The organism is Cystobacter fuscus, from assembly GCF_002305875.1.
GTDB classification, from domain to species: domain Bacteria; phylum Myxococcota; class Myxococcia; order Myxococcales; family Myxococcaceae; genus Cystobacter; species Cystobacter fuscus_A.
This window is the reverse complement of record NZ_CP022098.1, coordinates 323,875-338,348: the sequence shown is the minus strand read 5'-3', so window position 1 is coordinate 338,348 and position 14,474 is coordinate 323,875. Positions and strand designations below refer to the sequence as shown.

Sequence of the window (14,474 nt, the reverse complement as noted above, 5' to 3'; positions counted from 1 at the left end):
GGTTCTACTTAGGGATGTCCGAGATATCGGGGAAGGCGTATTTTCCGATACGATGTATCGATCCCGTCGATGCATGATGACGCCATGAGGTTCCAGAACCTGGACTTGAACCTGCTGGTGGCGCTCGACGTCCTGCTCGAGGAGCGGAATGTCTCTCGGGCGGCGGCCCGGTTGCACATGAGCCAATCCGCCATGAGCGGCGCGCTCGGGAGGCTGCGAGAGTTCTTCGGCGACGAGCTCCTGGTGCAGGTCGGACGCCAGATGGTTCCGACACCCCGGGCGGAGAGCCTCGCGCAGAGTGTCCGGGACATCCTGTTGCGCATCCAGTCAGCGGTCGAGGCGAAGCCCAGCTTCGACCCGGCGTCGGCCCGGCGCACGTTCCGGATCGTCACCTCCGATTACGTCACGGAGGTGTTGCTCGCGGACGTGGTGCGCCGGCTCCAGCGCGTGGCGCCGGGAATCTCGCTGGAGCTCACCGCCCCGGGGACGGCCATGGGCGAGGCGCTCCAACGGGGAGAGCTCGACTTCATCATCACGCCCGACACGCACACCCAGGATCTCCATCCCAAGGAAGCCCTCTTCGAGGAGACCTACTGCTGCGCCATCTGGACGGGCAATACGCGGCTCGGCGACACCCTGTCACTCGAGCAGTACCTGGAGTTGGGGCATATCGGCGTCACGCTCAGCAAACAGGCGCCGTCCGCCGAACAGGGCTTCCTGGAGCGGTTCGGCCACGAGCGCCGGATCGAGGTGACCGTCCCCAGCTTCTGCACCGTGCCCCACCTGCTCGTCGGCACGGACCTGGTCGCGACGATGCATTCCCGCCTGGCCCGGCTCTATGCGCGGCTGCTGCCACTGCGCCTCCTGCCACTGCCCATCGAATTCCCACCCCTGGTCGAGATGCTCCAGTGGAGCCGCTACTTCGAGGACGACCCCGGGGTGCGCTGGATGCGCGAGCTATTCCAGACATGTGTGGCCGGGCAGAGCCCCAACCCGGGCACCTGAGCCCCGCCGGCTCAAGGCGTAGGCGTAGCGGAGACCATCTTCTGGTCGATCGCGCCAAAGACACTGTGGCCATTGGCGTCGAGGACCTCCATGTGCACGGTGTCCCCGAAACGCATGAAGCCGGAGACCGGCTTGCCGTGCGCGATCATCTCCAGGGCCCGGCGCTCGGCGATGCAGGCGGAGCCCACGCTGGAATCGGCGTTGGAAACCGTCCCCGAGCCAATCACCGTCCCCGCTCCCAACCGGCGCGTCGCCGCCGCATGCGCGATGAGCTGGTGGAAGCTGAAGTTCATCTCCCCACCGTTCGGGTGCCCGAACCACGCGCCGTTCCAGCGCACGCGCAACGGCAGGTGCACGCGTCCATCCGTCCAGGCACCGCCGAGTTCATCGGGAGTCACGGCGACGGGCGCGAAGCTGGACGAGGGCTTGGCCTGGAGGAAGCCGAAGCCCTTCTTCATCTCGATGGGGGTGAAGACGCGGAGGCTGACGTCATTCACCTGGAGCAACAGCTTGATGTGACCCGGAGCCTGTTCGGCCGTGCAGCCCATGGGCACGTCGTCCACCATGATGGCGAACTCGCCCTCGAAGTCGATGCCGTGAGCCTCGCTCGGAAGTGGGACATCGTCCCGGGGCCCGAGGAAGTCATCCGAGGCGCCCTGGTACATCAAGGGGACGGTCTCGAAGTCGGGGACAGGGGGAATGCCGAAAGCCTTCTCCATGAGCCGGCCATGGTTCAGGAAGGCCGAGCCGTCGCACCACTGGTAGGCCCGAGGCAGGGGAGCCGCCGCGGCCGCCGGGTCGAAGTCGAACGCCTTGGGCGCGCTCCCCGCGTTCAGCGCGTCATAGAGCGCTCGCAGGGCGGGCTCGACCTGGGCCCAGTTCTCGATGGCGTCCTGCATCGTCGACACGATGGAACGAGCGTGCACCGCCCGGCGCAGGTCGCGCGAGACGACCACCAGCATCCCGTCCCGGGTTCCGTTCTTGAGCGTTCCCAGTTTCATGACGGAGTGGCATAGACCGCCGCCAGGAGCCCGGGAAGTCGGATGTACCGATTCCACCCATCGGCGCCGCCGATGCTTCGTATCGCGACAACCGCGTTCCCTCTCGCACTCGAAGTGAGCGATCTTCCCGGCCGGACAGGGCTCGGACGTGAGCCATCCGCTTGAAAGGCCAGGACATGAACACGCAGGGGCTGCGCTTCGTCGATCTCTCCGTCACGCTCGAGAACAGTGAGTACACGGACCCGCCCACGCTCCTGCCGCACATCGAGTATTCGGATCATGCGGAGGGCGCGAAGGAGATGGCCACGATGTTCCCGGGCCTCACCCCCGAGCACCTGCCGGCGGGAGAGGGCTGGGCGGGCGAGCGGATGAAACTCATCGCGCACAATGGCACGCACATGGATGCGCCCTGGCACTACGCCTCGACCACGGATGGTGGCAAGCCGGCCTACGGCATCGAGGCGCTGCCACTCGACTGGTGCTTCCGTCCGGGCGTGAAGCTGGACTTCCGCGACAAGCCCAACGGGCATGTGGTCACGGCCGCGGAGGTCGAGGCGGAGCTCGAGCGCATCGGCCACACGCTCCGGCCCCTGGACATCGTGCTCGTGAACACCTCCGCGGCGGTGCTCTACGGCAAGCCCGGCTATCTGGAGGCCGGATGCGGCATGGGCCGCGAGGCGACCCTCTACCTGCTGGAGCGAGGAGTGCGCGTGGTGGGCACGGACGCCTGGAGCTGGGACGCACCGTTCAAGTACACGCGGGAGCGGTTCGCGAAGACGGGCGACGCGTCCATCATCTGGGAAGGCCACAAGGCCGGCCGCGACATCGGCTACGGCCAGATGGAGAAGCTCACGAACCTCGACCAACTGCCACCCTTCGGCTACACGGTCGCCTGCTTCCCCTACAAGATCAAGAATGGCTCGGCGGGCTTCACGCGCGCCGTCGCCATCTTCAACGCGCAGGCTTGAGCAGACTTCAGCTGCCAGCGGGCAAGGTCTTCTCCCGAGCCAGCCGCTCCAACAAGGCCACGCCATGCTCCAGCCCCGGCAAGGCCAGGGCCTCGGACTGCAAGCGCCGCGCACGCTCGCGGTACGTGCCGTCCGCGAGCATCTCCCGCACCTGCTGGCGGATGAGCTGCGGCGTGAGCGTGTCCGGCATCACCACCCGCGCGATGCCGATCCGTTCGCACGCCTGGGCGTTGAGCGGTTGATCCGCCGCGATCGGCATGATGATGCCCGGCAGCCCCGCGTACAGCGCGCTCATCACGCTGTTGTAGCCCCCGTGCATGATGGCCAGGTCACACCGCGGCAACAGGAGCGACTGGGGAATGTAGCGCTCCACGTGCACGTGCGCCGGCTGCGGCCCGAGCACCGCCGGATCCAAATCCCTCCCCACCGTGATGATGAGCTCCACCGTTTCCTCCCGGAGTCCCTCGGCGATGGTGCCCAGCAGGTGGACCAGCTTGTTGAACGCCGTGCCCAGCGTCGCGTACACCACCGGCTTCCCACCCAGCCTGGACACCCACTCGGGCAGCCCCTCGGAACCCGACTGGTCGAACACCTCCAGCTTCAGGTAGCGCGTCGTCGGTGGCAGCCGGTTCTCGAAGTAGGAACCGGGCATGAACGACAGGTGCAGGTGGCGGAAGGGCTCGCGCAGCTCCGGATCCGGCTTCAGGCCGAACTCCACGCGCACCGCCTCCATGCGTTGGACGAAGAGCGGCTGATCGGCACCGCCAATCAAACCGCCTCCCACCTGGATGGAGGCGTGCGGAATCCCCAGCTTCTCGCCCACCAGGGCCCCCGCGAGATCCATGGACTCGCGGACGATCAGCTCCGGCCGCCAGCGCTCACAGAGCGCCATCAGGTCCGGCAGCTTCCGGCGCGCGAAGCCGTCGACGAACATGCGCGTCATCATCTCCAGCCGCGTGGAGGCATCCGCCCTCATCATCATCTCCTGCCGCTTCTGGATCTCCTGGGGATCCGTCCCCACCACCGCGTCGAAGCCGACACCCGCCGCGAAGGAGCCAAACCCATTGGCCTCCACCACCGGCTGGAACGGCGCGGGGACGGCGAAGGCCACTTCGTGGCCGGCTTTCTGGAGCGCCCGGGCCGTGGGCACCAGCGGATGGAAGTGACCCGTTCCGGAAAGAGAAGAGAAGAGCACGCGCATGGATGCGACACCTCGTGGAAGGAAGGCGCGCATCTAACCCCTCGCCACCGACAGTGCACTTCCAACCACGGTGGCCCCACTCAGGGTCCGGGCGCTTACAGCCCCCTTGTTAATAAACCGTAATGCAACAGTTCCTTCTCAGGCGGCGATAATCTGAGAGCGGAGCGACTCGCGCTCCGTTCTCCCCTCACCGCATCCGGACGCCGGAGCAGGATCCCCCTCGTGCGCATGACGAAAACCTCACACTGGTACACGCCCCTCGACCGCCGTTGGCTCTCCAGCGCCCTGGCTTTCACCCTGATGGCGTGCGGAGCCACACCCCAGGAGGAAGCGCAGGAGGGCGCCACGAGCATCCAGGAGGCGGAGCTGGCCGGCACCACCCGGGTGCGGTTGATGGCCGCCAACATCTCCAGCGGCAACAACCAGAGCTATGACCCGGGCGAAGGCATCCGCATCTTCCAGGGCACCAGGCCCGACGTGGTGATGATCCAGGAGTTCAACTACGGCGACAACTCCGCCACGTCCATCCGCTCCTTCGTCAACTCCGCCTTCGGCTCGAGCTTCTATTACTACCGCGAAGCCGGCGCGCAGATCCCCAACGGCGTCATCAGCCGCTACCCCATCATCGCCTCGGGCGAGTGGGACGACAACCAGGTGGACAACCGCGACTTCGCCTGGGCGCGCATCGACATCCCCGGCCCCAAGGATCTCTGGGTGGTGAGCGTGCACCTGCTCACCTCGAGCAGCACCGTGCGCAACACCGAGGCGACCAACCTCGTCAACTTCATCAAGGCCAACGTGCCCACGGGGGACTTCCTCGCCATCGGCGGCGACTTCAACTCCGACTCCCGGAGCGAGGCGCTCTTCTCCACCTTCTCCTCCGTGGTCTCCACCGCGAGCCCCTACCCGGCGGACAAGAATGGCAACGTCAACACCAACGCCAGCCGCGCCAAGCCGTATGACCATGTGCTGGTGAACAGCGCCCTGCGCACCTACCAGACGTCCACCGTCATCGGCTCCAGCTCCTTCAGCGCGGGCCTCGTGGTGGACACGCGCGTGTACTCGCCCCTGTCGGACATCTCCCCAGCGCAGAGCACGGACAGCGGCGCCACCAACATGCAGCACATGGCCATCATCAAGGACTTCCTCGTCCCCTCGGACACCACCACCGCGGGCATCACCGTGCTCTCGCCCAATGGCGGTGAGAGCTGGACGACGGGCAGCACGTACGCCATCTCCTGGTCCGCCTCGGGCGTGACGAACGTGAAGCTGGAGTACACGCTCAACGGCTCCACCTGGACGACCCTCACTTCCAGCACCCCGGCCTCCGCGGGCAGCTACTCCTGGACGGTGCCCACCACCGCCACCACCACCGCCCGCGTGCGCGTGAGCGATGCCTCCAACTCCGCCCTCACCGACTCGAGCGACGCGGCCTTCACCCTCACCTCGTCCGGTGGCGGCGGCTCCGCCAAGGTCATCATCAACGAGGTGCTCGCCAACGAGGCCGGCTCGGACGTGAACGGCGAGTTCATCGAGCTGGTCAACACCGGCACCGCCGCCGCGGACCTCTCCGGCTGGACGCTCTCGGATGCCACCGGTACGCGCCACACCTTCGCCAGCGGCACGAGCCTCGCCGCGGGCAAGGCCATCGTCGTGTTCGGCGCCGCCGCGGGCATCCCCTCGGGCGTCACCAACGCCGTGGGCGCCTCCACCGCCCAGCTCAACCTGAGCAACAGCGGCGACACCGTGACGCTCAAGAACTCGGCGGGCACGACCGCGGACACCGTCACCTACGCCTCCTCGCTCTCCGGCACGGATGGCGTGTCCTTCAACCGCAACCCGGACGTCACCGGCACCTCGTACTCGCTGCACACGAGCGTGGCCAGCACCTCCTCCTCCCCGGGCAAGCGCGCCAACGGCACCGCCTTCTGAACCGCGTCACCCCGCCTCCCCCTTTCTCCATGGAAGGGGGAGAGAAAGTACATCCCCAGTCGTTTAGGGGACCTGTCCCGGATTGATGCATGGCGAAAAGCATCAATCCGGGCTTCCCTTTGTGATGGCCGACCCTGTCACGGCCAAATCAAGAACATGGCACGTTGACACAGCACCACCTCTGCATCACACCAATCCGCATCGGCGATTGACGCGGCACGGATTTTTTATGTTCGACACGACCACTTCCAGCGAGTCCACCGCTCGCGTCATTTACGGTGCGCGCCAACAAGAGGCCATCGTTCTCGGAATGGCTGTGATGTGGAGCGTGCTCGTATTGGGTTGCTCAACTGGTACTGCCGCTGTGGGCCTGAGCGACTGTGGAAACAACACCATGACCTGCTGCATTCAAAAGCATCCATACGATCCGGCAGGAGCGTGCGGTGCCACTGCCGCGGACATAGAGGAAGCGATAGGGGCCGGGGTGGTGATAGGGGTCGGGGTAGTGGTCGAGAACGCTCTACGACGAGGGGCAGAGGAGGGAGCGGGAGAAGAGGCGGATGACCCAGACGAGGGATGGCGGGAGCACTGCCGAGACCTCTTCGTTCAGTGCAGAGATCAGAAGAAACCGCGCTGGGTCGGTAACTGCTATGACTGCTTCCGGTGGTGCGAGGGACAGCACCAATGGCCCTTTCAGATGTGCTGGCAGAAAACGAGGTGAGGCAGGAATGGATGAGCCCCACGATTGGGACAAGGTTCTTGGGTTGTATGCCAGGCTCGAGCGGAACGAGGGGATAGAACCAAACGCCGAAGTGCACGATCTCTGTCGGCGAGTGGCGCGGGATGTCGCTATCAGCCATGACGACGCGGAACGCGCATTGCGCACCTCCTCCGGAGCGGAAACACTCATACGAGAGATGCGTCGCCGGATTTTCGAGGGAAGTCGGCGGCTATCCCGGGCGCTCGTTGATTCCGCCCGCCGCAAGAAAGCAGGAGATGTGGCCGGAGCGAAAGAGATGCTGGAAGCAGTGTTGGCTGTTGAGGTCGTACCCCTCTACCGGGAACAGGCCGAAATCGCACTTGATTACGTGGATGACCCAGAGGATTAGCGCCCCATAGCGCAACCCTGAGAGGGCGGCTGTTGACGGGTGGGCACGCATCCCGAACCCCGGGGCGGGTGTCCACCCGTGACCGGGAGGGCAATCGTACGGGGCCTGGGTTGCTCGCTTCCCTGGAGGTGCCATGCGTGCCCGCCCCGCTCCCCGTCTCTCCCTCGTCCCCCGCCCCGAAACCCCCACCGATTCCCCGGTAGCCGCCCGGGGTGATTCCTCCCGGCAACACCTCGCCCCACCTCACCGCGCCACGCGCCGCCCCACCTTGCCCGGCGAGGGGCTCGGCGCCCTGCTACGACAGGGATTGGTGAGCGCGGGCATCGGCGCCCTGAAGAACTCCGGCGAGGCCCTGCGCTGCTTCGGGCTCGGACTGGGTGCCCTCGCCCGGGGCCACCTCCTCCTGGGCGGCGCGCGGTTGAGGCAGGGCATCGCGAGCCTGATACGACTCGCGCTCGATGCCCCGCTGAGCGTGGGCGGACGGCTGGTGAGCGGCGTGCAGACGAAGCTCGGCCTCGAGACGCCGGGCTGTCCCCTCGGCGCGCGGCAACTCATGGAGCTGCGCAAGGTGTTCGGCGGCAGCATCGACTACGAGCGGGTGTGCATCAAGACCGGGCGCCTGGGCCTGCTCGCGCTCCCGCGCCGCCCCTTCGTCCTCGGCTACACCCTGTATGTGCCCTCGGGGGAGCCCCTCCCGTCCACGGGCGGGGTGCAGCGGCCCCTCCACCTGCTGGTGCGCGAACTCACCCGGGTCTGGCAGTACCAGCATGGAGGAACCGACTACACCTGCCAGACGTTGGGCGGGCGCTGGTTCGCGAAGAAGGCCCACTGGCGCCAGGCCCTCCGGCAGGGCCGGAGCTGGCGGGAGCTGGACCCCGAGCAGCAGCTCCGCTTCCTCCAGGACGCCTACACCCGCTCCTCGTACTTCCGGGTGCCCGGCCATCGCTTCATCGACGACGACTCGGGCGAGGACTACACCGCTCAGCTCGAGGCCGCGCTCCAGCAGATCCGCCTGGGCCTGGGCGCTCCCTGAGTGTCTACTTCTGGGCCCGGGCGCGTCCCGGGCTCCCCGCTCTCGTCGAGGACACGACACCCGTCCGGGCCGGAAGGACACGGCGGGGCTGGTCCTCGTGCAGTCCCAGCTCGATGCGCTGCTCGATGTCCTCGCGCATGCGCAGGGCCTCGAAGAGCGCCGCTTCGATCTGCTCGCGCACCTGCACCGAGTGCTCGTCCAGGGCCAGGGGGGGCGCCGGGGTGTCCACCGGGTCTCGACGCCGGGCGATGCGCCCCGCGGGTGCCTGACGCCGACGCTTGACCGCCGGGCGCTGGGGCGCCGACTCTGCCTTTGCTTCCTTGCGCTTGTTGGCCATGTCCGCCTCGCGGGCTGCACACATCCACCCGCCTTCAAGGTGGGGTGAATGGTTCCCGAGGGGAAGTCCCCTCGCTCCGACTGTCCCGTCCACTGGACAGCCGGGCGGGCGGGGCCCCCGGCCGTGTTCATGCATGTTTCCGGGCCGGGCGCGTCCTGGGGTGTATGTCATCTTCCCCGTTCCCGGCCCCGTCTCCGTGCATGCGACACGTGCGGGCGCGGCCCTCCTGGGCTAAGGCGTCCCCTGCTCGCCCGCTGGAGCTTCGAGCATCCCCCCGATTCCCGCTCGCGGGAGGAGGAACCGAGTGATGTCGCAACAACCGCCGAAGAAGAAGCGCTGGCCCTACATCCTGGGCGGCGTCGTCCTGTTGTTCGTCGTGGCCGGAGCCATCGCCCTGTGGCGGCTCGACGCCTTCCTGCTCGAGCGCGCCCGCGCCGAGGCCGCCACCTACGCGAAGCAGCTCGGCCGGCCCATCGAGATTGGGGACGTGTCCACCCGCCTGCTGCCCTCCGTGGGCGCCGAGGTGGAGAACGTCGTGGTGGGCGCCGCCGAGGGCGAGCCGGTGCCGCTCGTGGAGATGAAGCGCCTGGAGGTGGCGGTGGCGCTCTGGCCCGCCATCACCTCGGGGGGCAAGGACATCCAGGTGAAGAACGCCGAGGTGTCCGGTCTCACCCTCAATTACGTGCGCCTGCCGGACGGCACCACCAACGTCTCGCGCGTGCAGGACAAGCTCGCCGAGCAGCCCCCGGCCGAGGAGCCCGCCCCCACCGACGACACGCCAACGGACCTGTCCGGCGTGCGGGTGGACCGGGCGGCGATCACCGACGCCACCCTGCGCCTCATCGACCGCACGGGCGAGCAGCCGCGCGAGCTGGCCATCAACGACCTCGACGTGGAGGTGAAGGACCTGCGCGCGGGCCAGCCCCTGGAGGTGGTGCTCCACGCCGCGGTGCTCGCCGACAAGCAGAACTTCCACGTCACCCTGAACGCGGCGCCGCTGCCCGCTTCGCTCATCCCCGTGCCCGAGCGGCTGATCATCCAGTCCGAGCCCATCGATCTCACGCCGCTGGGGCCCTTCCTCGGCCCCGAGGTAGGACTCCAGGCGGGCTCGTTGCGCGCGGACTGGAAGGCGGAGCTGGGCGCGGCGGTGCCCGGGGGCAACGGCCCCACGTCGCTCCAGGGCGGACTCCAGGCCCGGGGCCTGCGCTTCGCGGGCGCCGAGGGCGGCAAGGCGCTCGACGTGGTGGTGGACACCGACGTGTCGGGCGACATGAAGGCGGGAGATCTGTCGCTCAAGAAGCTGCTCCTGGAGCTCGGCCCGGCGCGCCTCACCGGCAAGGGCGAGGTGAAGGGACTGCTCTCGGAGACGCCGTCCATGAAGGACTTCGAGCTGGTGGGAGAGAACCTCGATCCCGAGCTGCTCGCCGAGTACTACCCGCCGCTGCGCAAGTCACTGGCCAACCAGGTGGCGGGCCCCGTGGGCCTGGTGGTGAAGGCGGAAGGGACGCAGCAGGAGCAGGCGCTGAACGTGGACGTGGACCTGACGCCGGTGCGGCTGCGCATCCCCGAGCAGCTCTCCAAGGAGAAGGGCGGCCCCATGCGGCTGACGGCCCGGGTGACGGGCGCCGCGGCCAGCGGGGGCGCGCTGCGCTTCGAGGCGAAGACGGACCTCGGGGGCGTGGACATGCGTCCGGGCGGCCTGCTCAACAAGCGCCCGGGGCAGACCTTCACCGTGGACACCGCGGGCACCTACCAGCCCGAGAGCGGCAAGTCGCCCCTCAAGGTGGACCTGAGCCGGCTGCACGTGGCGCTACTCGACGCCACCATGTCGGGCACGGCGTCGGTGGCGCTGGCGGGGGAGGGCGCGAAGCAGACGACGACATTCGCCCTGTCCATGAAGAGCCCGCGCCTCAACGCGGACGAGCTGATGGTGGAGGACGAGCCGGCCGCCGAGGGCGAGGACAAGAAGCCAACCGAGGAGCCCCCGTCGGATCCCCAGCGCTTCAAGGGCATGCGCGGCGACGTGCACCTGGAGATTGGCGCGCTGCGGATGAGCGACATGGACTTCTCCAACATGTTCGTGGACGTGAAGATGGTGGATGACCTCATCACCGTGGAGCGCTTCACCACGGGGGTGTACGGCGGCACGGTCTCGGCGAGCGGCAGCTCGGTGCGGCTGGGGCCCGCGGCGGCGCAGCGGCCCTTCGATCTGAAGGCGGAAGTGAAGGACATGGACATGGCGGAGGCACTCTCCTCGCGCGTGCCCAAGAAGGTGCTGGGCGGCAGGTTCAACGGCCAGATGAACCTGCAGGGCGTGGGCTACGAGTCCGAGAGCCTCAAGGAGCGGCTCGCGGGCGCCATCGAGGGCAACCTCGCGGGCGGCGTGTTCTTCGGCGCGGACCTGCCCGCGGTGGTATCCGGCCCGCTCGTCAAGGCGCTGCCCTTCGCGGGCAAGGCGCTGAGCAGCGAGGGCGTGACCCAATTGGCCGAGCAACTGCCCTTCGGCGTGAAGATCGCCAACGGCGTGGCGCAGCTGTCCAAGCCCATCACCTGGACCAGGCCGGAGGCGGCGATGAGCTTCGATGGCGGCATCCGGCTGGATGGCACGCTGGACCTGGCGGGCTCGGTGAACCTCCAGCCACCGCTGGTGCAGAAGCTGACGCTCGGCAAGGTGACCCCCCCCGAGGCCCTGCCGGTGGCGATGAAGCTCACGGGCAAGGCGTGGAGCCCCGAGGTGACGGGGCTGGACGTGATGCCGGCCGTCACGACCCTGGCGAAGCTGGCGGCGGCGGGCGCGGCCACGGGCCTGCTCGGAGACAAGGGCAAGCAGGTGGGCCAGATCATCACCGGCGGTACGGACGCGGCGAAGGAGGCCGCGCGCGCCGAGGCGGAGAAGCGCAAGCAGGAGCTGGAGGAGAAGGCCCGCCAGGAAGCGGAGGCCGCGCGCAAGAAGGCCGAGCAGGCGGCGAAGGACAAGCTCAAGGGCATCTTCAAGCGCTGAGCCGCTCGGGTCTCAGGAGCGGCCGGAAGCGATGACCGGGAGGGGTGCCAGCCGTCGAGGCCCCCCACCGGTCGCGGTCATGGGGGACGCGCAGGCGGGGCAAAACGGGGACGAGCGCGTGAGGTGCCATGTTAGGGTGCGCTCCCCGTGAACGCGAACCTTCAGCAATTCCGCGATGACGCCGAGCAACTGGCGCAAGCCTCGGGATACGACGGTATCCGCCTGGGGGTGGTCTGGAGCCAGGCGGCGCCCATGATGGTCATCGCGCTCAGCGCGGTCCTCGTCCGCAAGGCGGCAACACCGCCTGTATTGGATCCACTGGACACGAGTCTCGTCTCCGCGCGCCAATGGCTCGGCTCCATGAAGGACCTCGGAACCCTCCTCGCGAGCATTGACTCCGGGACAATCGAACAACCTTTCAGCGAACAACCCCGCCTCTCCACACCCATCCACTTGACGGTCTCGAGCCAGTCCGTCGCCTGGTGGGACACGGATTCCTCGCGGAGGGAGTTTGGCCTGGGCACATACACCGAGGGACGCGGAGCAGCGATCAAACAATTGCTGGGTCCCGCCACCAAGAATGTGGACAGGGAGATCGCCGTCGAGTCGGAATATGCCTATGCCTCTCTCCACCGACTGATTCGAGCGTTCACGGGGCTCAACAGCGAGAAGAGCGAACATGCGGTGCTCGCGCTCTGTGCACCATGGCCGGTGCTCTCGATGACAGCCCAAAGCGAAGCATCACGACTGCGCGTCGAGGTCGAGGGACTCCCTGGCCTGGATACGTCTCGCTTCATTCTCAACATCGAGGGAACGCAGCAGGATCAGCGGCTCGACTCCAAGACACTCCGGTGGCTGTCTGGTCCCGAATCCACTTCGGGGACATGCACCTACACATCCGTCTTCGAGTTCAAAGACAAGAGACCCCTCTTCATCAATCTCTACCTCTCGGGCGCACCCGCGATATCCCTGCGAGCGGAAGTCCAACACCAACACGGCGCCCAGATCGTCAGTATCCTCGGAACTCCAGCCCCGGACATCGGTCCGGAGATTGCCGAGGACACCCGGCTCACCGCGTTCCGGGTCCAGTCCTTTCGCCTGCTGCGTTCGGCGGAACTCCGCTTCGACCCGCCCCTCTCGGTCATTGTCGGACCCAACCAGAGTGGCAAGAGTTCCCTGCTCGATGCGCTCCAATTGCTCTCGGAGGCCGCGCGCGGGGAGCTCGCCACCGGGCTGGTCCAGCGCCGAAGTGGCATCCGCGCCCTCCAATCACGAGGAGCCATGGCGCCCCTCCTCCTGGAAGCGGAGCTGCGAACCGCAACAGGCCATGCGTTGCGATTCCGGCTCCAGCTCGGTGCGGTGGGCTCCTATGACTTCGCCGTGGAGCAGGAAGAACTCGCCGAGTACGTCCAGGGCGCGTGGGTGCCCGTTCTCTCCCGGGTGGCCACCCAGGCGAAGCTCTCGGGGACGGCAGTACCCGTGTCCAACGAGCGTGAGGCGCTGATCTCCCAGTTGGGAGGCATCCGCAATCCGCTGGTGCAGCAGGCGCGGGCCGCACTCGCGGCCATCGCCGTGTACCCCTATTTCCGCACGGGCGCATCCTGGGCGGATCCGGAATCGGTCCCCATGCGCCGGCCCGTGAGGCTCGAGCCCGGCGCACGTCTGGAACGCACGGGCAACAACCTCCCCGCGGCCCTCTTCGCCCTGCGTGAGGAACGACCCGAGGACTGGCAGGACTTCGTGAACATCGTCCGCCTCGCCTTTCCCTCGCTGAAGGATCTGCGTCTTCCCGCCGTGGGCCGGGGAACCGTCCAGCTCTTCTGGGACGAGGTGAATGGCGGGCAATTCGATGCCTCGGAATTGTCCGATGGAACGCTCCACTTCCTGGCCAGTCTGTGTGCGCTCTTCCAGCCGGGCAGCGCGCTCATCGCCCTGGATGAACCCGAGGCCCATCTGCACCCCGACGCGCTCATGCGCCTGATGGGCGCGGCGCGCTCCCTGTCCGAGCGACACCCCATCCTGCTCACCACCCAATCCGATGCGCTCATCGGGCTCCTGGACGATGCACCGGAGTGCGTCGTGGTGGCCAGACGAGAGGAGCAGGAAGCACGCCTCGTTCGTCCCGAGGCGGATCAACTCCGCGAGTGGCTCAAGAGCTTCAGTCTCCGGGAGATGCGTCGCGAACTCGAAGGGTGGGACTCCACCCCATGACGAGCGTCCACATCATCACCGAGGATAAAACCGGTGGTGGCTTGGAAGCCGTCCTCCGAGCCGAAGCGCAACATCGACGTCGGTCCCAGGGAAAGCCACCCCTGCATTTCCCGCTCCAGCGCTCCACCGTCAACGGCAACACCCAGTTGCTCGACCAGCGCCGCAAGTACGAGATGTTCCGGTTCCATTACAAACCGCGAATCGACCACGTGTTCTATGTGATTGACGCGCGCAATGCCTGGAACCTGCCCCAGCTCGGCGTTCAAGCACCTCGCGAGCCGTACGACCACTCCCTCCCTCCGTTCATCACCACCATCCAGGCGAGCATGAGAACCCTCGCGCGGGGAGGCAAACCCGAGGAGCAATGGGCCACCATTCGTGATGGCTTCCATCCCCATGTCCTCGTGTGGGAGCAAGAGACCCTCATCCTCCCCGTCACCGATCGGCTCGGGCTCGGGGAGTCCATCCCCGATGTCTGCGCCAGACGGGACGCGGCCGAAATCGTCAAGGAACGTTTCAGTCGGACCCGGACCAGGACCCGTGGCTACGCCAAGGCCATCGACGGTCCAAAATATCTCCAACACATCGCCCAGGAAGAATCGCTCCGGAGCGTCGTCTTCGAGTCCAACCGCTACCTTCGTGACATCGTGGAGGATCTCGCCTCGATCTGAAGGCC

The 14,474-nt window shown here is 67.3% G+C and carries 11 protein-coding genes; 8 read left to right on the top strand and 3 right to left on the bottom strand.

Annotated elements, in window-relative coordinates:
- The first annotated feature begins 84 nt into the window (after window positions 1–84).
- Complete coding sequence (locus tag CYFUS_RS01445; protein ID WP_095991735.1) at window positions 85–1,005, top strand: LysR family transcriptional regulator; 921 nt, start codon at window positions 85–87, stop codon at window positions 1,003–1,005.
- 11 nt (window positions 1,006–1,016) lie between these two features.
- Here the strand turns inward: CYFUS_RS01445 and CYFUS_RS01440 are convergent, their stop codons facing one another.
- Complete coding sequence (locus tag CYFUS_RS01440; protein WP_095983578.1) at window positions 1,017–2,006, bottom strand: fumarylacetoacetate hydrolase family protein; 990 nt, start codon at window positions 2,004–2,006, stop codon at window positions 1,017–1,019.
- A gap of 176 nt (window positions 2,007–2,182) precedes the next feature.
- On the opposite strand from CYFUS_RS01440, the gene CYFUS_RS01435 reads away from it, so the two are divergent.
- The gene (locus tag CYFUS_RS01435; RefSeq protein WP_095983577.1) at window positions 2,183–2,974 is read left to right on the top strand and encodes a cyclase family protein; all 792 of its coding nucleotides are present in this window, start codon (window positions 2,183–2,185) and stop codon (window positions 2,972–2,974) included.
- Window positions 2,975–2,981: 7 nt separating this feature from the next.
- Here CYFUS_RS01435 and CYFUS_RS01430 read toward each other — a convergent pair whose 3' ends face one another.
- Window positions 2,982–4,175, bottom strand: a complete 1,194-nt coding sequence (locus CYFUS_RS01430) for a glycosyltransferase (protein ID WP_095983576.1) — start codon at window positions 4,173–4,175, stop codon at window positions 2,982–2,984.
- Window positions 4,176–4,403: 228 nt separating this feature from the next.
- Here CYFUS_RS01430 and CYFUS_RS01425 point away from each other — a divergent pair, with 228 nt between their 5' ends.
- The 3 genes from CYFUS_RS01425 to CYFUS_RS01410 all read left to right on the top strand — a co-directional run bounded on the left by CYFUS_RS01425 (window position 4,404) and on the right by CYFUS_RS01410 (window position 8,249).
- Window positions 4,404–6,107 (top strand): lamin tail domain-containing protein, encoded by a 1,704-nt coding sequence (locus CYFUS_RS01425; protein ID WP_232537296.1) that lies wholly within the window; start codon window positions 4,404–4,406, stop codon window positions 6,105–6,107.
- Window positions 6,108–6,835: 728 nt separating this feature from the next.
- Window positions 6,836–7,216, top strand: a complete 381-nt coding sequence (locus CYFUS_RS01415) for a DUSAM domain-containing protein (protein WP_095983574.1) — start codon at window positions 6,836–6,838, stop codon at window positions 7,214–7,216.
- Window positions 7,217–7,349: 133 nt separating this feature from the next.
- Window positions 7,350–8,249 carry a hypothetical protein gene (locus CYFUS_RS01410; protein WP_157758169.1) on the top strand — a complete coding sequence of 300 codons (900 nt, stop codon included), beginning with the start codon at window positions 7,350–7,352 and terminating at the stop codon, window positions 8,247–8,249.
- A 4-nt stretch (window positions 8,250–8,253) separates the two neighbouring features.
- Here the strand turns inward: CYFUS_RS01410 and CYFUS_RS01405 are convergent, their stop codons facing one another.
- On the bottom strand, window positions 8,254–8,610 hold the full coding sequence (locus tag CYFUS_RS01405; RefSeq protein WP_157758168.1) for a hypothetical protein: 357 nt from the start codon (window positions 8,608–8,610) through the stop codon (window positions 8,254–8,256).
- A 283-nt stretch (window positions 8,611–8,893) separates the two neighbouring features.
- Between CYFUS_RS01405 and CYFUS_RS01400 the strand changes: the two genes are divergently transcribed.
- The 3 genes from CYFUS_RS01400 to CYFUS_RS01390 all read left to right on the top strand — a co-directional run bounded on the left by CYFUS_RS01400 (window position 8,894) and on the right by CYFUS_RS01390 (window position 14,469).
- The gene (locus CYFUS_RS01400; protein ID WP_095983571.1) at window positions 8,894–11,587 is read left to right on the top strand and encodes an AsmA family protein; all 2,694 of its coding nucleotides are present in this window, start codon (window positions 8,894–8,896) and stop codon (window positions 11,585–11,587) included.
- 147 nt (window positions 11,588–11,734) lie between these two features.
- Complete coding sequence (locus CYFUS_RS01395; protein WP_095983570.1) at window positions 11,735–13,798, top strand: AAA family ATPase; 2,064 nt, start codon at window positions 11,735–11,737, stop codon at window positions 13,796–13,798.
- Entirely contained in the window at window positions 13,795–14,469 is a 675-nt protein-coding gene (locus CYFUS_RS01390) for a hypothetical protein (protein ID WP_095983569.1), read from the top strand. The genes CYFUS_RS01395 and CYFUS_RS01390 overlap by 4 nt, the downstream gene beginning before the upstream one ends.
- Window positions 14,470–14,474: the final 5 nt, after the last annotated feature.

Excerpts from the sequence above, each read along its gene's own strand:
- CYFUS_RS01445 (WP_095991735.1), top strand. The coding sequence starts at position 85 with ATGAGGTTCCAGAACCTGGACTTGAACCTGCTGGTGGCGCTCGACGTC.
- CYFUS_RS01440 (WP_095983578.1), bottom strand. The coding sequence starts at position 2,006 with ATGAAACTGGGAACGCTCAAGAACGGAACCCGGGACGGGATGCTGGTG.
- CYFUS_RS01435 (WP_095983577.1), top strand. The coding sequence starts at position 2,183 with ATGAACACGCAGGGGCTGCGCTTCGTCGATCTCTCCGTCACGCTCGAG.
- CYFUS_RS01430 (WP_095983576.1), bottom strand. The coding sequence starts at position 4,175 with ATGCGCGTGCTCTTCTCTTCTCTTTCCGGAACGGGTCACTTCCATCCG.
- CYFUS_RS01425 (WP_232537296.1), top strand. The coding sequence starts at position 4,404 with ATGACGAAAACCTCACACTGGTACACGCCCCTCGACCGCCGTTGGCTC.
- CYFUS_RS01415 (WP_095983574.1), top strand. The coding sequence starts at position 6,836 with ATGGATGAGCCCCACGATTGGGACAAGGTTCTTGGGTTGTATGCCAGG.
- CYFUS_RS01410 (WP_157758169.1), top strand. The coding sequence starts at position 7,350 with ATGCGTGCCCGCCCCGCTCCCCGTCTCTCCCTCGTCCCCCGCCCCGAA.
- CYFUS_RS01405 (WP_157758168.1), bottom strand. The coding sequence starts at position 8,610 with ATGTGTGCAGCCCGCGAGGCGGACATGGCCAACAAGCGCAAGGAAGCA.
- CYFUS_RS01400 (WP_095983571.1), top strand. The coding sequence starts at position 8,894 with ATGTCGCAACAACCGCCGAAGAAGAAGCGCTGGCCCTACATCCTGGGC.
- CYFUS_RS01390 (WP_095983569.1), top strand. The coding sequence starts at position 13,795 with ATGACGAGCGTCCACATCATCACCGAGGATAAAACCGGTGGTGGCTTG.